19 protein-coding genes are annotated in these 25,613 nt (G+C 71.7%); 16 read left to right on the top strand and 3 right to left on the bottom strand.

The window, feature by feature from the left end; all coding sequences use genetic code 11:
* The first annotated feature begins 194 nt into the window (after positions 1-194).
* Both ileS and ACFHWY_RS16715 read left to right on the top strand, forming a co-directional pair.
* Positions 195-3,368, top strand: coding sequence for an isoleucine--tRNA ligase (gene ileS, locus ACFHWY_RS16720; RefSeq protein ID WP_416581110.1), 3,174 nt, complete (start codon positions 195-197; stop codon positions 3,366-3,368).
* 160 nt (positions 3,369-3,528) lie between these two features.
* The gene (locus tag ACFHWY_RS16715; RefSeq protein ID WP_416581109.1) at positions 3,529-4,227 is read left to right on the top strand and encodes a lysophospholipid acyltransferase family protein; all 699 of its coding nucleotides are present in this window, start codon (positions 3,529-3,531) and stop codon (positions 4,225-4,227) included.
* A 29-nt stretch (positions 4,228-4,256) separates the two neighbouring features.
* On the opposite strand, the gene ACFHWY_RS16710 is transcribed toward ACFHWY_RS16715, so the two are convergent.
* Positions 4,257-5,504, bottom strand: coding sequence for a hypothetical protein (locus ACFHWY_RS16710; protein WP_416581108.1), 1,248 nt, complete (start codon positions 5,502-5,504; stop codon positions 4,257-4,259).
* Positions 5,505-5,698: 194 nt separating this feature from the next.
* On the opposite strand from ACFHWY_RS16710, the gene ACFHWY_RS16705 reads away from it, so the two are divergent.
* The 6 genes from ACFHWY_RS16705 to obgE all read left to right on the top strand — a co-directional run bounded on the left by ACFHWY_RS16705 (position 5,699) and on the right by obgE (position 14,245).
* Complete coding sequence (locus ACFHWY_RS16705; protein WP_416581107.1) at positions 5,699-7,684, top strand: TIGR03960 family B12-binding radical SAM protein; 1,986 nt, start codon at positions 5,699-5,701, stop codon at positions 7,682-7,684.
* An 84-nt stretch (positions 7,685-7,768) separates the two neighbouring features.
* Entirely contained in the window at positions 7,769-8,503 is a 735-nt protein-coding gene (locus ACFHWY_RS16700; RefSeq protein WP_416581106.1) for a TIGR03936 family radical SAM-associated protein, read from the top strand.
* A 132-nt stretch (positions 8,504-8,635) separates the two neighbouring features.
* Positions 8,636-11,710: an Rne/Rng family ribonuclease gene (locus ACFHWY_RS16695; RefSeq protein ID WP_416581105.1), complete on the top strand. Its 3,075-nt coding sequence runs from the start codon at positions 8,636-8,638 to the stop codon at positions 11,708-11,710.
* A gap of 410 nt (positions 11,711-12,120) precedes the next feature.
* Entirely contained in the window at positions 12,121-12,435 is a 315-nt protein-coding gene (gene rplU, locus ACFHWY_RS16690) for a 50S ribosomal protein L21 (RefSeq protein WP_092382026.1), read from the top strand.
* A gap of 11 nt (positions 12,436-12,446) precedes the next feature.
* Complete coding sequence (rpmA, locus tag ACFHWY_RS16685) at positions 12,447-12,701, top strand: 50S ribosomal protein L27 (protein WP_092382025.1); 255 nt, start codon at positions 12,447-12,449, stop codon at positions 12,699-12,701.
* Between the two features lie 92 nt (positions 12,702-12,793).
* Entirely contained in the window at positions 12,794-14,245 is a 1,452-nt protein-coding gene (gene obgE, locus ACFHWY_RS16680; RefSeq protein ID WP_416581104.1) for a GTPase ObgE, read from the top strand.
* 76 nt (positions 14,246-14,321) lie between these two features.
* Here obgE and ACFHWY_RS16675 read toward each other — a convergent pair whose 3' ends face one another.
* A complete protein-coding gene (locus ACFHWY_RS16675) occupies positions 14,322-15,569 on the bottom strand; it encodes a cytochrome P450 (protein WP_416581103.1) in 1,248 nt (415 codons plus the stop codon).
* A gap of 258 nt (positions 15,570-15,827) precedes the next feature.
* On the opposite strand from ACFHWY_RS16675, the gene ACFHWY_RS16670 reads away from it, so the two are divergent.
* Positions 15,828-16,211, top strand: coding sequence for a hypothetical protein (locus ACFHWY_RS16670; protein ID WP_416581102.1), 384 nt, complete (start codon positions 15,828-15,830; stop codon positions 16,209-16,211).
* A gap of 9 nt (positions 16,212-16,220) precedes the next feature.
* Here the strand turns inward: ACFHWY_RS16670 and ACFHWY_RS16665 are convergent, their stop codons facing one another.
* Entirely contained in the window at positions 16,221-16,439 is a 219-nt protein-coding gene (locus ACFHWY_RS16665; protein WP_092382019.1) for a DUF397 domain-containing protein, read from the bottom strand.
* 69 nt (positions 16,440-16,508) lie between these two features.
* On the opposite strand from ACFHWY_RS16665, the gene pepN reads away from it, so the two are divergent.
* The 7 genes from pepN (at position 16,509) to ACFHWY_RS16630 (ending at position 25,484) form a co-directional block, all read left to right on the top strand.
* Positions 16,509-19,022, top strand: a complete 2,514-nt coding sequence (pepN, locus tag ACFHWY_RS16660; protein WP_416581101.1) for an aminopeptidase N — start codon at positions 16,509-16,511, stop codon at positions 19,020-19,022.
* 69 nt (positions 19,023-19,091) lie between these two features.
* A complete protein-coding gene (nadD, locus tag ACFHWY_RS16655; RefSeq protein ID WP_416581100.1) occupies positions 19,092-19,688 on the top strand; it encodes a nicotinate-nucleotide adenylyltransferase in 597 nt (198 codons plus the stop codon).
* A 110-nt stretch (positions 19,689-19,798) separates the two neighbouring features.
* Entirely contained in the window at positions 19,799-20,203 is a 405-nt protein-coding gene (gene rsfS / locus ACFHWY_RS16650) for a ribosome silencing factor (protein ID WP_416581099.1), read from the top strand.
* Positions 20,200-20,865 carry a histidine phosphatase family protein gene (locus ACFHWY_RS16645; protein ID WP_416581098.1) on the top strand — a complete coding sequence of 222 codons (666 nt, stop codon included), beginning with the start codon at positions 20,200-20,202 and terminating at the stop codon, positions 20,863-20,865. Before rsfS ends, ACFHWY_RS16645 begins: the two co-directional genes overlap by 4 nt.
* Before the next feature lie 48 nt (positions 20,866-20,913).
* Positions 20,914-21,765, top strand: coding sequence for a DegV family protein (locus ACFHWY_RS16640; RefSeq protein ID WP_416581097.1), 852 nt, complete (start codon positions 20,914-20,916; stop codon positions 21,763-21,765).
* A 285-nt stretch (positions 21,766-22,050) separates the two neighbouring features.
* Positions 22,051-23,022, top strand: a complete 972-nt coding sequence (locus tag ACFHWY_RS16635) for a helix-hairpin-helix domain-containing protein (RefSeq protein WP_416581096.1) — start codon at positions 22,051-22,053, stop codon at positions 23,020-23,022.
* The gene (locus ACFHWY_RS16630; RefSeq protein WP_416581095.1) at positions 23,022-25,484 is read left to right on the top strand and encodes a ComEC/Rec2 family competence protein; all 2,463 of its coding nucleotides are present in this window, start codon (positions 23,022-23,024) and stop codon (positions 25,482-25,484) included. Before ACFHWY_RS16635 ends, ACFHWY_RS16630 begins: the two co-directional genes overlap by 1 nt.
* Positions 25,485-25,613 lie beyond the last annotated feature (129 nt).

Here is a 25,613-nt window from a genome sequence, read left to right as displayed (position 1 = left end):
AGAACGGCCGGGTGACCGGCCCAGTAGAACCGGGCGGGTCCGGCCCGTCACAGCCGGCCAACGAGCGGGCGGTCGATCCTGGCCGTCAAGCGGGGTGGTACCGCGGGTCCGACCCGAGGCGCCGGTGACGGCGTACGGAGCGGGCTCGTCCTCGCAGACCCACGATCAGTGAGCTGCTGAGGAGATCGACCCCGATGGCCTATCCGTTGCACCACCAGACCGCCGCCGGTGTGCCGGCGAGCCCGGACCTGCCCGCGGTGGAGCGCCAGGTCCTGGAGCACTGGACGGCCGACAAGACCTTCGAGGCCAGCGTCGACAGCCGTGCGGCCGGTGCGGACGGCGCCAACGAGTACGTCTTCTACGACGGTCCGCCGTTCGCCAACGGGCTGCCGCACTACGGCCACCTGTTCACCGGGTATGTGAAGGACGTGGTGCCGCGCTACCAGAGCATGCGCGGTCGTCGGGTGGAGCGGCGCTTCGGCTGGGACTGCCACGGCCTGCCCGCCGAGGTGGTGGCCGAGAAGCAGCTCGGCATCACCAGCAAGGCGGAGATCCTCGACCTGGGCGTGGCCCGGTTCAACGAGGCGTGCCGCGCATCGGTGTTGGAGTTCACCCAGGACTGGGAGCGGTACGTCACCCGGCAGGCCCGCTGGGTCGACTTCGCCAACGACTACAAGACCCTCGACCTGGACTACATGGAAAGCGTCATGTGGGCCTTCAAGACCCTGCACGACAAGGGCCTGGTCTACGAGGGCTTCCGGGTGCTGGCCTACTGCTGGCGGTGCGAGACGCCGCTGTCGAACACCGAGACCCGGATGGACGACGTCTACCGCGACCGGCACGACCCAACCCTGACCGCCTGGTTCCAGCTCACCCCTGACGATTCCGCGCCGGAGCTGGTGCGTGGACCGGTCCGGCTCGGGGTCTGGACCACCACGCCGTGGACCCTGCCGTCGAACCTCGCGCTCGCCGTCGGCCCGGACATCGAGTACGCGGTGCTGGCGCGTGACGGCGTCAGACACCTGGTGGGCGCGGCCCGGCTCGGCGCGTACGCCAAGGAGCTGGAGGGGTACGAGCAGGTGGGCACGGTGCACGGCGGCGACCTGGTCGGGCGCCGGTACACGCCGCTGTACGACTTCCTCCTCGAGCACGCCGGTGACAACGCCTACCAGGTGCTCGGCGCGGAGTTCGTGACCACCGAGGACGGCACCGGGATCGTCCACCTGGCCCCGGCCTTCGGCGAGGACGACCAGAACGTCTGCAACGCCGCCGGCATCCCGACCGTCGTCACCGTGGACGACCACACCCGGTTCACCGGCCTGGTCCCGCCGTACCAGGGCGAGCAGGTCTTCGACGTCAACAAGCCGGTGATCCGGGAGTTGAAGGACCGGGGAGTGGTGCTCAAGCAGGACACCTACACCCACTCGTACCCGCACTGCTGGCGCTGCGACACCCCGCTGGTCTACAAGGCCGTGTCGTCGTGGTTCGTGGCGGTGACGAAGTTCAAGGACCGGATGGTCGAGCTGAACCAGCAGATCAACTGGACGCCGGGACACATCAAGGACGGCTCGTTCGGCAAGTGGCTGGCCAACGCCCGGGACTGGTCGATCAGCCGGAACCGGTTCTGGGGCTCGCCCATCCCGGTGTGGCGCTCCGACGACCCGAACCACCCCCGGATCGACGTGTACGGGTCGCTCGCGGAAATTGAGCGGGACTTCGGGGTACGCCTGACCGACCTGCACCGGCCGGCGGTGGACGAGCTGGTCCGGCCCAACCCGGACGACCCGGCCGGACGGTCGATGATGCGCCGGGTGCCGGAGGTGCTGGACTGCTGGTTCGAGTCCGGCTCGATGCCGTTCGCCCAGGTGCACTACCCGTTCGAGAACGCCGACTGGTTCGAGAACCACTACCCGGGCGACTTCATTGTCGAGTACATCGGCCAGACCCGCGGCTGGTTCTACACCATGCACGTGCTGGCCACCGCACTGTTCGACCGGCCGGCGTTCCGCAACTGCCTGAGCCACGGCATCCTGCTCGGCTCCGACGGTCGCAAGATGTCCAAGAGCCTGCGCAACTACCCGGACGTGTACCACGTCTTCGACTCGTACGGCTCGGACGCGATGCGCTGGATGCTGATGTCCTCACCGGTGCTGCGGGGCGGAGACATGCCGGTCATGGAGTCGAGCGTGCGGGACGCCGTCCGGCAGGTGCTGTTGCCGCTGTGGAACGTCTGGTACTTCTTCTCGCTGTACGCCAACGCCGACGGGTACCAGGCCAAGCGGAGGACGGCCGCCGAGCCGGCCGCCGACGGCGGCGCCGCCGGCAACCTGCTCGACCGGTACGTGCTGGCGAAAACCAACGAGCTGGTGTCGACGGTCGGCGCACAAATGGACGCGTACGACATCTCCGGTGCCTGCGCCACCGTCCGCTCCTACCTGGACGCGCTGACCAACTGGTACGTGCGCCGCTCGCGGGACCGGTTCTGGGCCGGGGACGCCGGGGCGTTCGACACCCTGTGGACGGTGCTGGAGACGCTCTGCCGGGTGGTGGCGCCGCTGGCGCCGCTGACCGCCGAGGAGATCTGGCGCGGGCTGACCGGCGAGCGGTCGGTGCACCTGACCGACTGGCCGCAGGCGGAGGAGTTCCCGGCCGACCACGAGCTGGTCGCCGCGATGGACGCCGTTCGGGCGGTCGCCTCGGCGGCGCTGTCACTGCGCAAGGCCAAGGGACTGCGGGTACGGCTGCCGCTGTCGAGGCTGACCGTGGCCACACCGGTGGCCGGGCAACTGCGTCCGTTCGCCGACCTGGTGGCCGACGAGGTCAACGTCAAGCAGGTGGTGTTCACCGGCGAGGTGTCGGCGTACTGCCAGCAGGTGCTCAATGTGGTGCCCCGGGCGCTCGGGCCCCGGATCGGCAAGCAGGTGCAGCAGGTGATCAAGGCGGTCAAGGCGGGGGAGTGGGAGCTGCGCGACGGCGCCCCGGTCGCCGCCGGGATCACCCTCGCCGAGGGTGAGTACGAGCTGCGTCTGATCGTGGCCGATGCCGACCACTCGGCGTCGCTGCCCGGCGGCGAGGGGGTGGTGGTGCTGGACACCACGGTCACCCCCGAGCTGGCCGCGGAGGGGTTGGCCCGCGACGTCGTCCGGGTGGTTCAGCAGGCCCGTCGGGCTGCTGACCTGGACGTCTCCGATCGCATCGTGGTGTCGGTGTCGGCCTCCGAGGAGGTCCGGGCCGCGGTGTCCGGGTACACCGACTTCGTCCGCCGGGAGGTGCTGGCCGACAGCGTCGACTTCGCCGAAGGGCTCGACGGCTTCGCCGGCGAGGTCGGCGAGGGAGAGCCGGTCACGGTCACGGTCCGCCGACTCTGAGAGGTAAGGAGGGGCCCTTCTCAACGCCTGAGGTGGTGAAGGGGCCCTTCACAACTGCGGTCATCCAGCCAGCGGACGCGCCCCACCTCACGCGGACCGCCGTGCGGCGGTCCGCTACCGTGACACCGCCTCTTCCCTCACTCGATCCGCCGGAGGACCAGTGCCGCTGCTCTACACCATCGGCAAGCTCACCGTGGGGCCCACGATGCGGCTGGCGTTCCGGCCGACTGTGGAGGGGCTGGAGCACATACCGGCTAGCGGTGGAGCGATCTTCGCCGGCAACCATCTGTCGGTCGCCGACGAGCTGTTTCTCGGCACGGTGGTGCCCCGGCACCTGGCGTTCTGGGCGAAGTCCGAGTACTTTACCGGCACCAGCATCAAGGGGCGGTTCTCCAAGTTCGTACTCACCGGCCTTGGTGCGATCCCGGTGGAGCGGGCCGGTGGTCGCGCCGCGCTCGCCGCGTTCGACGCCGCCATTCCCGCGCTCAGGGGCGGCGACCTGGTGGTCGTCTACCCGGAGGGCACCCGCTCGCCGGACGGGCGGCTGTACCGGGGGCGTACCGGCGCGGTCCGGCTGGCCATCGCGGCCGGCGTGCCGATCATCCCGGTCGGCATGATCGGCACCGACAGGGTGCAGCCGATCGGCGCCCGGTTGCCGCGTCCCTTCAACGGGAAGATCACCATCAGGTTCGGCAAGCCGCTCGACTTCACCGGCCGGTCGGACGATCGGCTGTCGTTGCGGAAGCTGACCGACGAGATGATGGGCGAGATCCAGAAGCTCACCGGCCAGGAGTACGTCTCCCGCTACGCTCCGCCGCGCGCCCACCCGCCGGTCGCCGGAGAGCCCGACGCCGGCTGAGTCAGCTCCGGGCGGGGAGACTGTGCTGCTCAACCGCCCGTGGTGAGGATCTGCTCCCGGAGGATGCCGAGCAGCCGGGCGCTGTCGTCGACCGAGAGTCCGGTGAAGACGGCGCTGGTGAGACTGCCGTGGTCGACCGATATGCAGACCACCACCCCGATGCCGTCGGCGTGACCGACTGCGCAGCGCTCGTGCCGGCCCCGGACACCGGTCTCGACGACCTTCGTCTCGACCAGGGCGTACTGGTCGGTGAGGCGTTGCATCTCGGCGTCGGCGTCCGCTGCGGGCGTGAAGCGGAATCCTGTACCGCCGACGACGGTCACCCGCTTGCCGTTGCTGGCGGTGTAGATCCCGGCGAAGGTGTCTTCGGCGAGCAGGTGTGCCTGGCGCATCTGGTTTTCCAGTTGCCGGGCGTTCTGTGTGCTGCGTGGATCCTCATGCAGGCGCAGGTCGGCGACGTGTTCCGGCAACGCGGCGTTCGCCGGGTACTGGCTGGCCATCGGCATTCCGTAGTAGGCCGGACAGCCGCAGCAGCAGACCAGGGTGAGCAGCAGCAGCCAGGGCCAGCGGCGGCGCCGGCGCTTGGCGGCCGGGGCGTTGCCCGCCGGCGCTTGCCAGCCGGGCGGCGGTGCGACGGGCCCGCTCTTCTTCTGCCCGAGACCGCGACTCGACGGCGGGGTCGTCGGCCCGGCCGGGTTCGGTGGCGGTGCGGGGTGCGCCTGCGGCGGATGAGCCGGCGGCGCCGGCGACACCGGGGTGGGCCACGGCGTCGGTGTCGGGTACCGGCCCGGCGGTTGCTGGTACGGGGCCGGGGAGACCTGGGGCGCCGGGGAGACCGGCGGCGCAGTTGGTCCGGCGTACGGCCGGGTGGCGGGCGGGACCGGGTAGGACAGCGTCGGTGGCAGGGCCGGAAAATCCGCCGAGGGCAACTCCCACCCGCTGGTGTCGACGCCCGCCCACGGGTCGACGGGGGTCTGGTGTTCCGGTTCCGGTGGTGGTGTCACGGGCGGCGGGGTGGGCTCGGCCGACTCGCCCCAACCGTGTCGGCGCGGCGGTGCCGGTGGGACAGCGGCCGAACCGCTCCAGCGTGGTGGCGCTGCCTGCGGTGCCGCTGGCTCGGGCAGTTCGCGGGTACCGCCGGGGCCCGTGCCGGGTCCGACGGCCGGTGATTCCGGGGCGGGCTCCTGGCCCTGGTTGACCGCCGGCTCACCGTCCCGGTGTGAATCCGGAAGGCTCCCGTCGACCGGCCGGTCTGCTCCCGGCTGCGGCTCCGGCATCGCGGCAATCTCCTCTCACGCCGACCCGAGGCTAGTACCGCTGTGCCACCGCCGACGAATCCGGCTGGCCCGCTCACCGTTCGGAGCCTCGTACGTCGTGGCGGTCGGAAACACCGCAGCAGGTACCGACGAACATCCCGTGCCGGACCGGTGTGGCGTGATGGACGCCGGGCGGGAGCGTACCCTTGGCCATCATGAGCGTCCCGTCCACCACACCGCGTCCCGTCGCGGCCAACTCCGTGTGGCCCCAGCTGGAGCCGTTGCTGCCCCAGGTGACCAAACCCATCCAGTACGTCGGTGGCGAGTTGGGCGCGGTGGTCAAGGAGTGGGACTCCGCGACCGTGCGTTGGGCGCTGATGTACCCGGACGCGTACGAGGTCGGCCTGCCCAACCAGGGCGTCCAGATCCTCTACGAGGTGCTCAACGAGCTGCCTGACGTGCTGGCCGAGCGGACGTACGCGGTCTGGCCTGACCTGGAGGCGCTGATGCGCGCCCAGGGCGTGCCGCAGTTCACCGTCGAGGCCCACCGCCCGGTCCGCGACTTCGATCTTCTCGGCATCTCGTTCGCCACCGAGTTGGGCTACACCAACCTGCTCACCGCGATCGACCTGGCCGGGGTACCGCTGCTGGCGGCCGACCGCACCGACGCCGACCCGGTGATCGTGGCCGGCGGGCACGCCGCGTTCAATCCGGAGCCGATCGCCGACTTCGTCGACGCCGCCGTGCTCGGCGACGGCGAGGAGGCGGTTCTGGAGATCACCACGATCGTCCGGCAGTGGAAGGCCGAGGGGCGCCCCGGCGGCCGCGACGAGCTGTTGCTGCGGTTGGCTCGCACCGAGAGCGTCTACGTGCCGCGCTTCTACGACGTGGACTACCTGCCCGATGGTCGCATCCAGCGGGTCGTGCCGAACCGGGCGGACGTGCCGTTCCGGGTGCACAAGCGCACGACGATGGACCTGGACGCCTGGCCGTACCCGAAGAAGCCGCTGGTGCCGCTGGCCGAGACGGTGCACGAGCGGTACGCGGTGGAGATCTTCCGAGGCTGTACGCGGGGCTGCCGGTTCTGCCAGGCGGGGATGATCACCCGGCCGGTACGCGAGCGCTCCATCACCACGGTGGGGCAGATGGTGCAGCAGGGGCTGGAGTTCTCCGGGTTCCACGAGGTGGGCCTGCTGTCGCTGTCGTCGGCCGATCACTCCGAGATCGGTGACATGTGCTCCGGCCTCGCCGAGCAGTACCAGGGCACCAACGTGTCGCTGTCGCTGCCCTCGACCCGGGTGGACGCGTTCAACATCGACCTGGCTCAGGAACTGTCGCGCAACGGCCGGCGGACCGGCCTGACCTTCGCCCCCGAGGGCGGGTCGGAGCGGATCCGCAAGGTGATCAACAAGATGGTGTCGAAGGAAGACCTGATCCGCACCGTGGTCACCGCCTACACCAACGGCTGGCGGCAGGTGAAGCTCTACTTCATGTGTGGCCTGCCCACCGAGACCGACGCCGACGTCCTGGAGATCGCCGACATGGCGCACGAGGTCATCCGGGCTGGACGGGCGGCTACCGGGTCCAAGGACATCCGGTGCACCGTCTCGATCGGCGGGTTCGTGCCGAAGCCGCACACTCCGTTCCAGTGGGCGTCGATGGAGCGTCCGGAGGTCATCGACCACCGGCTCAAGCTGCTCAAGCAGGCGATCAACGCCGACCGCTCGCTGGGCCGGGCGATCGGATACCGCTATCACGACGGCGAGCCTTCACTGATCGAGGGGCTGCTCTCCCGAGGCGACCGCCGGGTCGGCGCGGTGATCCGTCGGGTCTGGGAGCAGGGCGGCCGGTTCGACGGCTGGAGCGAGCACTTTTCGTACCAGCGCTGGGTGGACGCCGCCACCGAGGTGCTACCCGATTTCGGGGTGGATCTCGACTGGTACACCACCCGCCAGCGCGACGAGCTGGAGGTGCTGCCCTGGGACCATCTGGACTCGGGCCTGGACAAGGACTGGCTCTGGCAGGACTGGCAGGACTCGCTCGGCGAGTACGAGCAGGACGACTGCCGGTGGACGCCGTGCTTCGACTGCGGCGTCTGCCCGACGATGGACACCGAGATCCAGATCGGCCCGACCGGCCGGAAGCTGCTACCGCTGACCCCGGTCAACGGTCTGAAGCTGCCCACCGGCGCCCAGCAGTGACCGCGGCGCGACGGGCTGGGTCCGACACCGAGGAGCGGGACCATCCCTAAGAAACCACAGCCCGAGGGCGGCCAGGCCCCGGTCGTGCAGCGCGTCCGGATCCGGTACGCCAAGCGTGGCCCGTTGCGGTTCACCTCGCACCGCGACTTCGCCCGGGCCCTCGAACGGGCGCTGCGGCGTGCCGGCGTGCCGGTGGCGTTCTCCCAGGGCTTCACCCCACATCCCAAGATCTCCTACGCCAGCGCCGCGCCGACCGGGGTGGCGAGCGAGGCGGAGTACCTGGAGGTCGGCCTGCGCGAGCCGGTCGACGCGGAGCAGTTGCGTGCCGCGCTGGACGCGGCGCTCTCTCCCGGACTCGACGTGCTCGAGGTCGTGGTGGCCGCCGGGGGTGGCCTCGCCGACCGGATCGAGGCGTCCCGCTGGCGGATCGAGTTGTCGCAGGTCGACCCCGACACTCTGGCGACGGCGGTGGCCGCCTTCGCCGCCGTCGAGGAGGTGCTGGTGGAGCGGATGACCAAGCAGGGGCGACGGACCTTCGACGCGCGGGCTGCCGTCATCAGTATCGATGTAATGCCTCGTTCGGCGACGCCTTCCGAAGACCCGGCCCTACCGTGTGCGATACTCGAACTGGTCGTGCGGCAGGTCACCCCGTCCGTGCGACCCGATGACGTCCTTTCCGGCCTCCGCGTGGTGGCCGGCCTGGAGCCGCCGGTGGCCCCGAAGGTGATCCGGCTGGCTCAGGGCCCACTGACCGCGCAGGGTGCGATCGGGGATCCGCTGGACGCGGACCGCGACGGGGCAACCATCGGCGGGCGCTGACCGACGGTCGGCGCTCAGGCAGGCAGACTTCGCCGGTCGCGCACTCCCGTGCGCCCGGGGAAACACCTTTTGCGGCGACCCTGCGTGGCAGCGCTCACCCGCGCCCGGGGATGCCAGAACTGGAGAACGTCCATGCTCGAGAACGAGCCCGAGGGCGGCGAACGGACCGGTGCTGACCCGGCCGCTGAGACCGCCGACTACAGCACCACCGATGCGGCTGGCGGAGTCGGTGGGCCGCCCGGCGACATACCGGACGGCAGCGCGCCGGGGGGGGCTGCCGGCACCGTGAGTGGTGCCGCGGAACTGGGTGGCGCGTCGGAGGCCGAGGCGGCGCCGCGGCGCCGGACGACCCGCCGCCGTGCCAACCCGGTCAGCCGGCCGGAGCAGACCGACGCCCCGGTCGAGGCGTCCAGCGCCGCGGTGGCGGGCAGCGGGGAGGCGCCTCAGGCCGAGGTTCTCGCCCCGGTGTCCGGCGATCTCGATCCCGCCGCGAAGACGCCGCGCCGCCGTCGCAAGGCCACCACCACCCAGAAGAGCATCGAGGAGCCGCTGGCCGTGGCGGCTGCCGAGGTCACCGCCGAGGACGTCGTGCCGCCGGTCAAGGTGACCCGTACCCGCCGTAAGAAGGCCGGACCCGCAGCGGGCGAGGCACCCGTCGACACCCCGGTCGAGCCGGCTGTGCAGGTCCCGGCGGCCGACCCGCCGCCGATCGGGCACCCGGCTGCCGCCACCGACTTCGGCTCCGCCGTGTTGCCCGCCGAAAAGGACACCGCGCCGGAGGACACCGCGCCGAGCGGCATCGACGAGCCGGCGGACCAGGAGGCCGGTGCGCAGCGGCCGCCGGAGACCCGGTCCCGCCGCAGCCGGGCTGCGCTCAGCGCGCCGACGGTGCTGTTCATGGCGCCGGAGGAGATCAACGCGGCCCGCGCTGCCGCCGCTGCCGCCGCGCCGTCGGCCGAGGACGAGCCGGTGGAGGAGCCGGTCGAGCCGACGCGTCGCCGCCGGCGTGGCCGCCGGGAGACCGAGCCTGTGCTGACGGTCGAGGCCGACGAGGAGCAGACCGCCGTGGTGGCCGAGGAGGCCGACGCGGACGAGGACGACGAGGACGACGAGGACACCGCCGCCGGCCGGCGTCGTCGCCGGCGTGGCCGCCGGGGCCGGGGCCGCGGCAAGGGCGGTACCGACGACATCGATGACGCCGAGGACGGCGAGGACGCCGAGGCCAGCGAGGCCGAGGAGGCCGTTCGGGCAGCAGCGGACGAGGCTGAGGAGGGCGACGACGCCGAGGGCGGGGACGGGATGACCCGCCGCCGCCGGCGACGACGGCGCCGGGGCGCCGGCGACACCGACGGTGCCGCCGACGACGGCGTACCGACCGTCGTGAAGATCAGGGAGCCGCGCCGGACGGTCGACGAGGTGCAGGGCGTCTCCGGCTCGACCCGGCTGGAGGCCAAGCGGCAGCGCCGCCGCGACGGCCGGGAGCAGCGCCGGACCCGTCCGCCGATCCTCAGCGAGTCGGAGTTCCTGGCCCGCCGGGAGGCGGTCGACCGGGTGATGGCGGTACGTCAACGCGGTGACCGCACCCAGATCGCCGTACTTGAGGACGGTGTCCTGGTCGAGCACTACGTGACGCGCAACTCGGCGGGCACCATGGCCGGCAACGTCTACCTGGGCAAGGTGCAGAACGTGCTGCCCAGCATGGAGGCGGCGTTCGTCGACATCGGCCGGGGCCGCAACGCGGTCCTGTACGCCGGCGAGGTCAACTGGGACACCTCCGGTCTGGAGGGGCGGGCCCGCTCGATCGAGCAGGCGCTCCGGTCCGGCGACTCGGTGCTGGTGCAGGTCACCAAGGATCCGGTCGGGCACAAGGGTGCCCGACTGACGAGTCACATCGCGCTCTCGGGCCGGCACCTGGTCTACGTGCCCGGCGGCAACGCCTCCGGTATCAGCCGCAAGTTGCCGGACGTCGAGCGCAAGCGGCTGCGCGACGCGCTGAAGAAGCTGGTCCCGGACGGTGCCGGCGTGATCGTCCGGACCGCGGCCGAGGGGGCCAGCGAGGACGAGTTGGCCCGGGACGTCAAACGGCTCCAGGCGCAGTGGGAGGACATCCAGGACAAGGTCGCCGAGGGCGGCGCGCCGGTACTCCTGTACGAGGAGCCGGATCTGGTGATCCGGGTGGTCCGTGACCTGTTCAACGAGGATTTCCGTGACCTGGTGATCGAGGGCGAGGTGGCCTACGACCTGGTGGAGTCCTACCTGTCGCACGTGTCGCCGGACCTGGTCGCGCGGTTGCGCCGGCACGTCGGCACGTCGGATGTCTTCGCCGAGTACCGGATCGACGAGCAGATCCTCAAGGGGCTCGACCGCAAGGTCTTCCTGCCCTCCGGCGGGCATCTGGTGATCGACCGGACCGAGGCGATGACCGTGGTCGACGTCAACACCGGCAAGTACACCGGTGCCGGGGGCAATCTGGAGGAGACGGTCACCCGCAACAACCTGGAGGCGGCCGAGGAGATCGTCCGGCAGTTGCGGCTTCGGGACATTGGCGGCATCGTGGTGATCGACTTCATCGACATGGTGCTGGAGTCGAACCGGGAACTGGTGCTGCGCCGACTGACCGAGTGCCTCGGACGGGATCGCACCAAGCACCAGGTCACCGAGATCACGTCGCTGGGTCTGGTGCAGATGACCCGTAAGCGGATCGGTGCCGGGCTGTTGGAGGCGTTCAGCGAGACCTGTGACTGCTGCAAGGGCCGAGGGCTGGTCATCCACACCGAGCCGGTGCCGGAGCGGCCGCGTTCCGGCGGCAGCAGCGGTGGCAGCGGTGGCGGTGGCGGCGGGGACAAGGTGAAGGCGGTCGCCTCGGCTGGTGTCCCGGCGACCGAGGCGACGAGCGGCTCGGCCCGGCGCCGGGGTCGCAAGAACGCTCCGGCGGAGCGGACCGTGGTGGAGGTCACCGAGACTGACGCCACGAGCACCACCGATGCCGGTCTGCACGACACCATGGGGTATGACCTGTCCCGCTACGAGACGGAGACGCCGGTCGAGCCGGTGGTTGCCGACGGTCCGCACGGCGAGTCGGCCCGGCTGGCCGCCGCGGACGACCCGGACGCGCTCGGCGAGGTCGACGAGGATGACGGCGGCGAGGGTGGCACCGGCCGGCGTCGCTCCCGCCGCAGCGGCGCGCGTCGACGTACCCGACCCTGACCCGGCGGGCAACTGCTCGAAGCAGGCCCCTCGCGGCTGATCACAGCCGGGAGGGGCCTCGCGTGTGGTCGACAGCGGCGAGGCCCGTCGCCTGGCCCACGGGCGGGCGGCGGCGCCCTGACCCTGGTTCTGTATCCGGCCACCAGCCACGAATGCCGGTGCCGGTCGCCCAGAGGAGACAACAATGCGCCGTCCGCTCGCCGTCACCGTCTTCAGCAGCGCCTCGACCGGCTCTGCGCCGCTGACCGGCCGACCCGGTTTGGGGACCGGCCCGGCCATGGCGTACGCTGACCTGCGGCGCACTTTGGTGTGCCGTGTTCTCGCGTGCCCGGGCTGCCGTGCCTCTGCTACCCGGCGAGCCGCCGCGGGAACGACCGTCAGCAGCCTCAACGACAGGGAGTCCGCCTCCGATGTACGCGATCGTCAAAACCGGCGGCAAGCAGTACAAGGTCGCCGAGGGCGACGTGATCGAGGTCGAGAAGCTCGTCGGTGCCCCCGGCGACGCGGTGAAGCTCGCCGCGGTGCTCCTCGTCGACGGTGACGACCTGGTGACCGACGCGACGAAGCTCGCTCAGGTCGAGGTGTCCGGCGAGATCGCCGCGCACACCAAGGGCCCGAAGATCCGGATCCACAAGTTCAAGAACAAGACCGGCTACCACAAGCGCCAGGGTCACCGCCAGCCGCTGACCCAGGTCAAGGTGACCGGCATCTCCAGCGGGAAGTAGGTCGTCCTCAGATGGCTCACAAAAAGGGTGCGTCCAGCTCGCGTAACGGCCGTGACTCCGCGGCGCAGCGACTCGGCGTGAAGCGCTTCGGTGGTCAGGTTGTCAGCGCGGGCGAGATCATCGTCCGGCAGCGCGGCACCAAGTTCCACCCCGGTGACCTGGTCGGCCGCGGTGGCGACGACACGCTTTTCGCGCTGACCGCCGGCGCGGTCCAGTTCGGCACCAAGCGTGGTCGCAAGACTGTCAGCATCGTGCCGCAGCAGTAGTTTCTCTTCGGGCGAAGCGGGCCACGGACCTCGTGTCCTGGCCCGCTTCGCCTTTTGCGCGAGGCTCGACCTCGCTGGAAGGATTGACGCCCGTGGCGACGTTCGTTGACCGGGTCGTCCTGCACCTGCAGGCCGGCGATGGTGGGCACGGCTGTGTCTCCATCCACCGGGAGAAGTTCAAACCGTTCGGCGGGCCGGACGGCGGTAACGGCGGGCACGGCGGCACCGTGTCCCTGGTGGTCGACCCGCAGGTGACCACTCTGCTGGACTTCCACTTCCGGCCGCACGTCAAGGCCGACAACGGCAAGGGCGGCGCAGGGTCCAACCGGGACGGCGCGAACGGCCGGGACCTGGTGCTCAAGGTGCCGGACGGCACGGTCGTGCAGACCGCCGACGGCACCGTGCTGGCCGACATGGTCGGCGCCGGCTCCACCTTCGAGGTGGCCCGGGGCGGGCGCGGTGGGCGGGGCAACGCCTCGCTGGCCAACGCCCGTCGCAAGGCCCCCGGCTTCGCCGAACTGGGCGAGCCGGGTGTACAGCTGGACGTGGTGCTGGAGCTGAAGAGTGTCGCCGACGTCGGCCTGGTGGGCTTTCCGTCGGCCGGGAAGTCCTCGCTGATCTCGGTTGTCTCGGCGGCCAAGCCGAAGATCGCGGACTACCCGTTCACCACCCTGGTGCCGAACCTCGGGGTGGTCCGGGTCGACAACCACACCTACACGGTCGCCGACGTGCCGGGTCTGATCCCGGGGGCCGCCACCGGCAAGGGCCTGGGGCTGGAGTTCCTGCGGCACGTCGAACGCTGCACGGTGCTGGTGCACGTGATCGACACCGCCACCCTGGAGCCGGGCCGGGATCCGCTCGCCGACATCGACACCATCGAGGCGGAGTTGGCCGCGTACGGCGGGCTGGCCGACCGGCCTCGGCTGGTCGCGTTGAACAAGGTCGACGTACCCGACGGCCGTGACCTCGCGGAGATCGTCCGGCCCGACCTCCAGTCGCGCGGTCTGCGGGTGTTCGAGGTATCGGCGGCCACCCGCGAAGGGCTCAAGGAGTTCACGTACGCGCTGGCGGAGCTGGTGGAGCAGGCGCGGGCGGCGACGCCGCCGGCCGAGTCGACCCGGATCGTGATCCGGCCGAAGGCGGTCGACGACGCGGGCTTCACCGTCGAGGCGGCCGACGACGGCTCGTACACCGTGCGGGGTGTCCGCCCGGAGCGATGGGTACGCCAGACGAACTTCGACAACGACGAGGCGGTCGGCTACCTCGCCGACCGGTTGGCCCGTCTAGGCGTGGAGGATCAACTGGCCAAGGCGGGCGCCCAGCCCGGTGACCTGGTTCGCATCGGTGTGCGGGAGTTCGACTGGCAGCCGACGCTCTACGCCGGGGTCGACTTCGTGCCCGGCTCCCGGGGACGTGACGTGCGGCTGGAAGAACAGGTGACCAGGGCTGGCGCGGCAGAGCGGCTGGCGGCCCGCAAGGCCCGCCGGCAGCGGCCGGAGGACGAAATCGCGGCGTCGTCCGACGACGGGGAGGACCCCGAGTAGCTCGACCGCTGCGAGCCGGGACGACGGCCCGAGTGCCGACTGGCCGGTCGGGTCGCGCGCCACTGCCCGGTGCCGTTCAGGCGGTGCGGCGTACGTTGGTGACGACGAAACCACTCGCCGGCAGTGCCGGCATCCGGCTCAGGTCGACTGCGAGGTTCTGCGGAGGTACGTCGTACCGGATCGCCCCGGTCAGCAGGGCCACCGCTCGCTTCATCAACTCTATGGTGATCCACTCTCCGGCGCAGCGGTGGCCGGTGAGGTGCCCGCCGCCACCCTGTGGGATCAGCGTGAACGGGTCATCACGCCAGCGGGTGAAGCGTTCGGGCCGGAACAGCTCCGGTTCGGGCCACAGCGCGCGGTGGTGGTTGGTGCCGTAGAGGTCCAGCAGCACCCGCCGGCCCTGGGGAAACTGGTAGCCCTGCCACTGGAAGGTACGCCGGACCAGGGCAGCGGTGACCGGGAAGAACGGGTAGTAGCGGCGCACCTCCTGCACGAACTGCTCGGTGCTGTCGTGGTCTGCGCGTACCCGCTGTTGCCAGGCAGGATGATCGTGGAGGGCCAACGCGGCGAAGACCACGAACCGACCCACGGCGACGGTCGGGCGGAGCACGTTGAGCAACTCGACCGCCGCGATCCGGCGGGCCAGCGGCCGGCCCGCATCGTCGCGGTGCTCGGCGATCACCCGCAGGGCACCGCCCTCGGGAGCGGCCAGCGAGCCGTCGCGGACCCGCTCGACGAGGTCACCGGCCCAGCGCTCGCCGCGCAGCCGGGCGAGCCGGCCACGCCAGTAGCGCGGCCCCGCCGCCGCAGCGCTGTTGATCATTGCTTGCAGGTCCGTGGCGCGCCGGTCCAGCTCTCCGGCGGCCAACGGCACCCCTGCCCAGTCGCAGACCGCCCTGGTGAGCATCAAGGCGACCTCGGAGTGCAGGGTGACCGCCCCGGCCAGCTCCCAGGCGGGGATACGGGTCCGCCACTCGTCGGTGAAGAGCTGCCCGAGGCGCTGTACCGCGGACGGCGCCATCAGCGACATGAACATCGCCTTGCGGCGCTGGTGGGCGTCGCCGTCGAGGCCCTGCACGCCGCCCCGTCCGGTCAGCGTCCGCTGGCCGCGCAGCGGCATGGCGTCCTCGCGGATGAATCGGTCGACGTCGTAGAAGAGTTCGGCGGCGGCCCGGCCACGCAGACAGATCGTCGGTTCCAGCAGGAGCCGGGTCTGGAAGATGTCGCTGCCGTACCGATCGCACCGGTCGCCGATGAACCGGTAGCCGGACCGCTGGAAGGACAGGGTGCTGTCCGGGCTGCGGTCCGTCGGAATGCTCGTCATCAGGCCCCCTGTCGCGGCCGCCGCCGACCGGCCCATATGTCCCTTACTAGGGTATTCTATCTGGTTTCGGGCGGCCGGGACCTGGCCGGACGAATGACAGGGCGGCGGGTGCCGCTGGCCCCTCCCAGGAGCGGACAGACCTGGTTTCCTGGTTCCAGCGGCATCGACACCGCCCGAGCGGGGCGGTGACTGGAAGCACTCGCGGGCGGCCAGCAGTCGGGCGCGCTCAAGGCTTCGGCGTGCGACGGGGGAGGACGGATGCGGGACAACCGGCCGGTGTACTGGCGGCGGTGGCTGGCCGGGGCGGCCCGAGGTGGCGGACCGCCGCTGGTGGCGCCGCCGTGCCGGCTGCCCCGGCCGGACCGGTACTTCACCGTGCATCTCGGCTTCACGGCCGTCGATATCGTGGCCGCGCGTGAGGTGGCGGTCGGCTACGCCGAGGCATTGAGCCTGCTTCGGTCCGAAGTGGCGATCGGGGCGTCCGCGCTGTCACCGGCCGATGCCTGGCAACAGGCGGAGCGGCTGTTCTGCGGGTCGCTCGGGCCAGACGGGGATCGCTGCTCCGACGTGGCCGGCCATCCCGGTTTCCATCACGCGCCCGGGCCCGGTGGCCTGGGTTGGGGTGACGGTGACCTCGGCTAGGGGCCCGGTTCAGTCCAGGTCGAACTCGCCGTCCTGGGCGCCCGCGACGAAGGCGTCCCACTCGGCCTGGGTGAATACCAGTACCGGGCCGTCCGGCTCGGCGGAGTTGCGCATTCCGATGAGGTCGTCCACGAAGGCGACCTCCACCGCCGCCTCCGAGGTGTCGCCCTCGGCCCGCTGCCAGACTGCCCGGGCGAGGTCGAAATCACCCTTGGGGTGCGCTGTCATGGTCCAGTCCTCCAGATTCCAGGGGAAATGGGGAAGTGGTCTCCTTCCCTTATCGGGCAGGATAAGCGGATGCCGAGCTTGAGCCGTGCAGAGTCGATTGCGCGTGGCGCGTCGATCACCGTCGCGTCCTACCATGTGGACCTCGACCTGACCGGGGGCGGCGAGCGTTTCCACTCACACGTCACGGTCCGGTTCCGGGCCACCGGCACCGAGAGCTTCGCCGAGGTCAAGCCCGCGAAACTGCTGGTGGTACGCCTCAACGGCACCGACCTCGATCCCGCCGTGTTGGACGACAACCGGCTGCCGTTGACCGGGCTGGCCGAGCAGAACACGCTGACCGTCGAGGCGGAGATGGCGTACACGAACACCGGCGAGGGGATGCACCGCTTCGTCGACCCCGCCGACGGGGAGACCTACCTGTACGCGATGTCCTTTCTGGACGATGTGCAGCGCATCTTCGCCGCCTTCGACCAGCCCGACCTGAAGGCGCCGGTCACCCTGTCGGTCACCGCGCCGGAACACTGGACGGTGGCCGCCAACGCCGAGCTGGCCGCCAGTCCGAGCCCGGGCCGCTGGGAGTTCGCCCCCACCCTGCCGATCGCGACGTACTTCTTCACGCTGATCGCCGGGCCCTGGCACGTGCGCCGGGACAGCCACGACGACATCCCCCTGGGTATCTACTGCCGCCGCTCCCTCGCCGAGCACCTGGACACCGACGCGGAGGAAATCCTCACCGTCACCCGACAGTGCCTGGACCGGTTCCACCAGCTGTTCGACGAGCGCTATCCGTTCGGCAAGTACGACCAGGCGTTCGTGCCCGAGTTCAACGCCGGTGCGATGGAGAATCCCGGCCTGGTCACCTTTCGCGACGACTACGTGTTCCGGTCGGCGGTCACCGACAGCCAGCGCGAGTTGCGCGCCACCACCATCGCCCACGAGATGGCGCACATGTGGTTCGGTGACCTGGTCACCATGCGGTGGTGGGACGACCTGTGGCTGAACGAGTCGTTCGCGGAGTACCTCGGCACCCGGGTCACCGCCGAGGCGACCCGGTTCGACCGGGCGTGGACGACCTTCGCGCTGCGCCGCAAGGCCTGGGGCTACGCGGCGGACCAGCGGCCCTCCACCCACCCGGTGGCACCCGAGCGGGTGGCCGACGCCGCCGAGGGGCTGCTCAACTTCGACGGCATCTCCTACGCCAAGGGCGCCAGCGTGTTGCGGCAGTTGGTGGCGTGGCTGGGCGACGAGGCGTTCCTGGCCGGACTCAACGATCACTTCGCCCGGCACCGCCTCGGCAACGCCACCCTCGCCGAGCTGATGGAGAGCCTCTCCGCCCGTAGCGGCCGGGAGTTGGGCGACTGGGCGGCGGCCTGGCTGCGTACCGCGCAGGTCAACACGCTGCGGGCCGAGGTGGCCGTGGACGCCGACGGCCGTTACACCGAGGTCGCCATCGCGCAGACCGCACCCGCGACCCACCCGGTGCTGCGCCCACACCGTGTCGGTGTCGGCCGGTACGCCGTGGACGGCACCGCCGAGCGGTTCGAGATCGACCTCGACCCGAAGATCGACGATGGGCGGACGCTGCTCGCCGGGCTGGCCGGTGAACCGGCGGCGGCGGTCCTGCTGCTCAACGACGGGGATCTGACCTTCGCCAAGGTCCGCCTGGACGCCGCCTCGGCCGACGCCGTGCCGCTGCTGTTGCCGCGTCTGGCCGACCCGCTGGCTCGCGCCCTGCTCTGGGGTGAGGCGTTGGACGCGGCAACCGACGGCGAGCGACCGGTCACCGGACTGGTCAATCTGATCACCGTGGCGTTGCCGGCCGAGCGGGAGGTGATCATCATCGAGGACGTGCTGGCCCTGAGTCGTTCGCTGATCGACCGGTACCTCGACCCACTGGCGCGGCAGGCCGCCCTGGCCCGGGTCGCCGAGGCATGCCGCCGACTGCTCAACGGTGCCGCGCCGAGGGAGTCGTTGCAGCTGGCGGCGGCCCGTGGCCTGATCGCCACCACCACCGACGTCGGCCTGCTCGCCGGCTGGCTCGTCGGCCGGGACGTGCCCGACGGGCTGGCCGTCGACACCGAACTGCGGTGGACGGTGCTCGGCCGGATGGTGGTGCTGGGCGCAGCCGGGGAGGCCGACATCGCGGCGGAGGCGGCCGCCGACCCGAGTGCCGCCGGCGCGGAGCGAGCGGCCCGGAGTCGGGCCGCCCTGCCCGACCCAGCCGCCAAGCAGGCCGCGTGGGAGATCATCGTGTCGAGCACGGAGCTGTCCAACCGGCTGATCGAGGCGACAGCGCAGGGTTTCTGGCAGCCCGAGCAGCTGGAGTTGACCGCCGAGTACGTGGGGCGCTACTTCGTCGACATGCCGGCCGCCGCGCAGCTGCGTACGCCCTGGGTGGCCGAGGAGGTCGCCAAGCTGGCCTTCCCCCGCCACGCCGTGTCCCAACCGACCCGGGAGGCGGCCGCGGCGCTGTTGGCCCGCGACGACGTCACGCGGGGGCTGCGCCGGGTGGTCGTCGACGCCGACGACGACCTGCGGCGGGCCCTGGTGGCGCGGACGGCGGTGGCCGCCACGACCGCCTGAGCGGGACTCACCGGCACGGACGGTGGTGGTCAAGCCCGGCGGCGTTCGCGCCGGGATTAGGATCATGCGGTGGTGGAAGACAACCGGCGGATCGGGATCATGGGCGGCACGTTCGACCCGATTCATCAGGGGCACCTCGTGGCGGCCAGCGAGGTGGCGGACCGCTTCGGGCTCGACGAAGTGATCTTCGTGCCGACGGGACAGCCGTGGCAGAAGGCGAACGTCCCGGTCAGCTCGGCCGAGGACCGCTACCTGATGACCGTGGTCGCCACCGCCTCCAACCCGCGGTTCCAGGTCAGTCGGGTGGACATCGACCGGGACGGACCCACCTATACCGTGGACACACTGCGTGACCTGCGCCTGCGGTACGGCCCGAAGGCGCAGCTGTTCTTCATCACCGGCGCGGACGCTCTGGACCGGATCCTCAGCTGGAAGGACCTCGACGAGATCTTCGAGCTGGCCCACTTCATCGGGGTCACCCGGCCCGGTTTCGAACTGACCGACGCCCACCTGCCGGCCGACACGGTCAGCCTGGTGCAGGTGCCGGCCATGGCGATCTCGTCCAGCGACTGTCGCGAGCGGGTCGCGCGTGGCGAGCCGATCTGGTACCTGGTGCCGGACGGTGTGGTGCAGTACATCGCTAAGCGCCAGCTGTACCGGGAGTGATCTGCCCTGGTAAGGGTGGTTCGGTGCCTGTTTTCGACTGAAACTGACAGCTCGCGATTCCGGGGCGTGTGAGAGGCTGGAAGCATCGCACGGTTGATCGAAGGAGAACGGTGACAGTTTCCGAACGCGCTCACGAGCTGGCGATTGCCGCCGCTCAGGCCGCGGCCGACAAGAAGGCTCAGGACATCGTCATCATCGACGTGGGTGACCAGCTCGCCATCACCGACGCGTTCCTGCTCGCCGCGGCCCCGAACGAGCGTCAGGTGCTGGCCATCGTCGACGCCGTCGAGGAGGCGCTGCTCAACCTGCCGGAGAAGGCGAAGCCGGTACGGCGGGAGGGCGAGCGCGGGGGCCGCTGGGTGCTGCTCGACTACGTCGACATCGTGGTGCACGTCCAGCACGCCGAGGAACGCGAGTTCTACGCCCTCGACCGGCTATGGAAGGACTGCCCGACCATCCCGTTCGTCGACCGGGATCTCGCCCGCGCCGAGGCCGTCGCCGGATCGGGCGAGTGACCAGGCTGATCATCTGGCGGCACGGCAACACCGACTGGAACGCCGCCAGCCGGGTCCAGGGACAGACCGACGTACCGCTCAACGACCTCGGCCGGGAGCAGGCACGGACCGCCGCGCCGCTGCTGGCCGCGTTGCGCCCGGACGCCCTCGTCGCCAGTGACCTGAGCCGCGCGGCGGCGACCGCCGCCGCACTGGCCGCGCTTACCGGCCTGCCGGTGCGCTCCGACACCCGACTGCGGGAACGCCATTTCGGAAGCTGGCAGGGGCTTCTGCTCACCGAGGTGGCCGAGCGGTTTCCCACGGAGTACGCCCGCTGGCGGGCCGGTGACCCCGACCCGGGCGCCGACGTCGAACCGCTGGACGACCTGGGTAGACGGATCGGATCCGCGTTGCAGGAGACCGCCGACGAGGTGAGTGGTGGGACGGTGGTGATCGCCACGCACGGCGGCGCGGCCCGCCAGGGCTGCGGGCAGCTGCTCGGCTGGGAACACGCCGTACTGCGTACCGTCGGGTCGCTGCGTAACTGCCACTGGACCGAGCTACGCCACGACGTCACCCGGGGCTGGCACCTGCGCGCCCACAATGTGGGTCCGATGAACACCTCCGCGACTCCGGCCGGCATCGCCGCGCCCGCCGTGCCGGTCTCCGCCGAACCGGTCTGAGCCGACACGGCCAGGCACCCACCCAGCTCGATCGGCTACGGTGCCGGCATGCCCGTCGCGGTCGTGACCGATTCCACCGCCTACCTGCCCGCCGAGCTGAATCCGAGGCACCGGCTGACCGTGGTACCGCTGACCGTGGTGCTGGGCGGCGTCGAGGGCCTGGAAGGGGTGGAAACCTTCCCTGCGGACGCCACCCGTGCGTTCGACGGCCGGCGGGTCTCGGTGAGCACCTCCCGCGCGTCCCCCGAGCAGTTCGCCCGCACGTACCGCGAACTGCTGGACGGCGGGGCGGAGGGCATCGTCTCGGTCCACCTGTCGGCCGGGCTCTCCGGCACGGTTGAGGCCGCCGCACTGGCCGCCGCCCAACTGGGTGACCGGGTGACCGTGGTGGACAGCCGATCCTGCGGCATGGGTCTCGGCTTCCCGGTGATCGCCGCGGCCCGGGCCGCCGAGGGGGGTGCCGACCTGCCCGGCGTACGTGCCGCGGCCGTCGACGCCGTCGGGCGTACCAGCATCTACTTCTACGTCGACACCCTGGAGTTCCTCCGTCGGGGCGGCCGGATCAACGCGGCCGAGGCCCTGCTCGGCACGGCGCTCTCGGTCAAGCCGATCCTGCACATGCCGGACGGCGGCATCGTGCTGCGCGACAAGGTGCGGACCGCCAGCCGTGGTGTGGCGCGCCTGGCCGATCTGGCGGTCGAGGCGGCCGGCGACGGGCAGGTCGACCTGGCCGTACACCACCTCGCCGCGCCGCAACGGGCCGAGGCCCTGCTCGGCGTCCTGACCGGCCGGCTCGGTGATCGTCTGCGCGACGCGTACCTCTCCGAGGCCGGCGCGGCCGTCGCCGCCCACGTCGGCCCCGGCCTCGCCTGCGTGGTCATCCACCGCGTCACACCATGATCGTCCGCCTCGGGCGACCCGGCACGCCGCCCAGCGAGTCACCGATCCGCTGTCGTGGCGGTGGCGGATCTGCTCCTACCGACGGCTGGCTTTGTCAACGGGGTCACCCTGCCGGTCGACGACCGGCGCGCCGCCCTCGGCCTGAACCCCGAGTCCCACTGACCGGTGCGGCGGCGACGTAGCACCAGGTGGGCATGATCAGGGCATTGTCCACAGTCGGTCGGTTGTGCACAGCGCGGGCCCGCTCGGCACCCGGGACCGGGTCCCGCCGCCTAGCCTCGCGCCGTGCCCAAAGACGAGGAAGCCGCGGTACGGCAACGCCTGTGGCGATTGATGCCCGGCGCGGCGACGGACTGGCCGACCGCGCCACTGCCCCTGCACGTCCGGCCTGACCCGGCAGTGGCCTCGTCGCTTGCCCCCGGCCGGGATCCTGTCTCCGATCCGGTCCGTCCGGCCGATCCGGCCGATCCGGCTGGCCTGGTGGCCCCGATTCCCGCGGTCGGCCCGGTTGGCCTGGTGGGCCCGGCTCGCGCGGCCGACCCGACCGAGATCGGGTCGGCGGAGATCGAGTCGGAGCAGCACGTGGCCGAAACGCCGTCGGTGTCCCGGTTACCCGGCCCGGGGGCGTTCGACCCGGGCCGGCGGGGAGTGCGGGCGCTCGCGGCCGTCGCCGTCCTGGTGGTGCTCGGTGCCGGCATCTGGACCTGGCGGTCCCGACCGCAGGTGGAGCCGGTGGTCGCCGTGACCAGTGCCGCGGTGACACCGGAGCCCACCGGCCTGGTAGGTGACCCGTCGGCTGTGCCAGCCGAGCCGCCGACCGGTGAACTGGTGGTCGCCGTCGCGGGAAAGGTCCGTCGGCCCGGGTTGGTGCGCCTGCCGAGCGGGTCGCGGGTCGCCGACGCCGTAGACGCGGCCGGAGGCGCGTTGCCCGGAGTCGACGTGACGATGCTGAACCCGGCCCGAAAGGTCAACGACGGGGAGCTGATCCTGGTCGGTGTACCGGCACCCCCGCCACCGGCGGGCGCTCCGCCGGTCGCCGCCCCGGGCAGCGATCCCGGCCCGGGCGCACGGGTCAACCTGAACACCGCGACGTCGGCGCAGCTTGAGACGTTGCCCGGGATCGGGCCGGTGCTGGCCCAGCGGATCGTCGGGTACCGCGACCAGCACGGTGGCTTCCGGACCGTCGGTGACCTGCGCCAGGTCAGCGGCATCGGCGACGCGCGATACGAGCAGCTCAAGGATCTGGTGACGGTGTGATGTCCGGAAGGACAGCCACGTCCGGCACGGCGGGGCCGGTCGACGGCGAGGTGCGGGCGGGCCGGGTACGCCTGGCAGTACCGGTGCCGGTTGGGACGACCGCCGACGCGACAGCGCCCGACCTGCGGTTGGCCGGGCTGGCCGTGGCCGCCTGGCTCACCGCTTTGACCGGGCTGCACCTCGACGCCCGGCGGTCGCTGCTGATGGCCGCCGTCGCGGCCGGGCTCGCCGCTCTGGTGGCGCTGCACCTGCTCGGTCTCGTCGGCCGCCCCGGCCGGATCGTCCGGCGGCACGGCTGGATCGTGGTGGCGGTGCTGCTCGGTGTGGTCTGCGGCGGCACGGCCACCTCGTCCCGGCTGGCCGTGCGGGACGCGGCGCCGCTGCGCGCGTTGGTCGAGGAAGGAGCCCAGGTGACCGCCGAGCTGGTCGTCCGGGACGACCCGAGGGCGGTGCGCGGCGGCATCGTCGGCCGCCCGCCGACCCTGCTCGTGCCGGCCAGGTTGGTGAGCGTGACCGGCTCACCGGGGCAGCGGATCGCCGTGCCGGCGCGCGTGCTGGTGCTCGCCAACGATCCGGCCTGGCGGGAGCTGCTGCCCGGACAACGGCTCACCGCCGAGGGACGTCTGGCACAACCGCGCGGCGGTGACCTGACCGGCGCGGTGCTGATGGCCACCGGGGCGCCTGCCGGGCTCGGGCCTCCGTCGGCCCTGCAACGGGCGGCCGGTCGGCTGCGGGCCGGCCTGCAGCAGGCGTGTGCGCCACTGCCTGACGATCCGGGTGGCCTGCTGCCCGGCCTGGTCGTCGGGGACACCAGTCAGCTGCCCGACACCGTGGAGGAAGACTTCCGGGAAACCGGAATGACCCACCTCAATGCCGTATCCGGTTCCAACGTGGCGATCGTCGTCGGGGCGGTGCTGCTGCTCGCCCGCTGGGCCCGTGCCGGTCCGGTGCTGGCCGCAGGGCTTTGCGGGCTGGCCCTGGTGGGCTTCGTCATCCTGGTACGGCCCTCGCCGAGCGTGGTGCGGGCGGCGACCATGGGCGCGATCGGGCTTGCCGCGCTGGCCGCCGGCCGTCCCCGGGCGGCGGTGCCCGCGCTGGCGGCTGCCGTGGCGGTGCTGGTGTTGGTCGACCCCGAGCTGGCCGGGGACGCCGGTTTCGCGCTGTCCGTGCTGGCCACCGGCGGCCTGTTGCTGCTCGCCCCCGGCTGGCGGGACGGTCTGCGCCGACGAGGTGTACCGCCGGGTGTGGCCGAGGCGTTGGCGGTGCCGGCCGCCGCGCAGCTGGCCTGCTCGCCGGTGATCGCCGGCCTGACCGGCACGGTCAGCCTGGTGGCGGTGCCGGCCAACCTCCTCGCGGTGCCGGCGATCGCACCGGCCACGGTCCTCGGGGTGGCAGCGGCGGTCGTGTCACCGGTCTGGCCGGCGGGTGCCGAGGCGGCCGCCTGGATGGCGCACTGGCCGGCGTGGTGGCTGGTACTGATCGCCCGGTACGGTGCCCGGCTGCCGGCGGGTAACCTGCCCTGGCCTGATGGGGCGTCCGGGGCTCTTCTGCTGGCCGGGCTGACCGTGGTGCTGCTGGTCGTCGCCAGGCGACCCGTGGCGCGCCGCCTGGTGGCGGTGTTCACCGTCGCGGTCATGCTCGGCACCGTGCCGGTTCGGGTGATCTCCCCCGGCTGGCCACCGGCCGGTTGGGTCATCGCGGTCTGCGCGGTCGGGCAGGGCGACGCGGTGCTGCTGCCGGTGGCGGCCGGCGCGGCGGTGGTCGTCGACGCCGGTCCGGATCCGGCGGTGGTGGACGCCTGCCTGCGCCGGCTCGGCGTCCGCAGGGTGCCGCTGCTGGTGGTCAGCCACTTCCATGTCGATCACACCGGAGGTGTGGCCGGGGTCTTCCGGGGACGGCGGGTGGACACGGTGCTGACCCCGCAGTGGCCGGAGCCGGCGGCCGGGCGGGACCGGGTGCGCACCACCGCCGCCACGAACGGCACCCCGCTGGTGGCGGCCCCGGCTGGGTGGCGCTACCGGGCCGGTGCGGTCGACCTTGTCGTCGTCGGACCGCCCTACCCGATGCGGGGAACCCGATCGGACCCGAACAACAACTCCCTGGTGCTGCTCGCCAGCGTCGCGGGGGTGCGGATCCTGTTGACCGGTGATGCCGAGACCGAGGAGCAGCGGGCGCTGCGGGAGCACCTGCCGCCGCAGGCGTTGCGGGCCGACGTGCTCAAGGTCGCCCACCATGGCAGCGCGTACCAGGATCCGGGGTTTCTGGACGCGGTCGCGCCCTCGGTCGCGTTGGTCCCGGTCGGCGCGGGCAACACCTACGGCCACCCCAACGGGGCGGTGCTGGCCCGGCTGGCTCGGGGTGGGGCGCGGGTGCTGCGTACCGACGTCGACGGGGACGTGGCGGCGGTGCGGGGGCCGGCTGGGCTCGCGGTGGTGACCGCCGGGCCGACCACGGGTGGCTGACGACCTGAATCGGTGGCAATTTGCGGGGAAAAAAGAATTAAGAGGCAGATGTCTGGATTTGCGTTGAGTGCGGGGCCTGCCGGCACAGTACCGACGAGCGGGCTGGACCAGGCGGCTGAGCGTGCGAAT

Origin of the sequence: Micromonospora sp. LOL_024, from assembly GCF_048060415.1 — a bacterium.
Taxonomy (GTDB): domain Bacteria; phylum Actinomycetota; class Actinomycetes; order Mycobacteriales; family Micromonosporaceae; genus Micromonospora.
The sequence above is the reverse complement of the archived record's forward strand: the minus strand, read 5'-3'. Positions and strand labels throughout refer to the sequence as shown.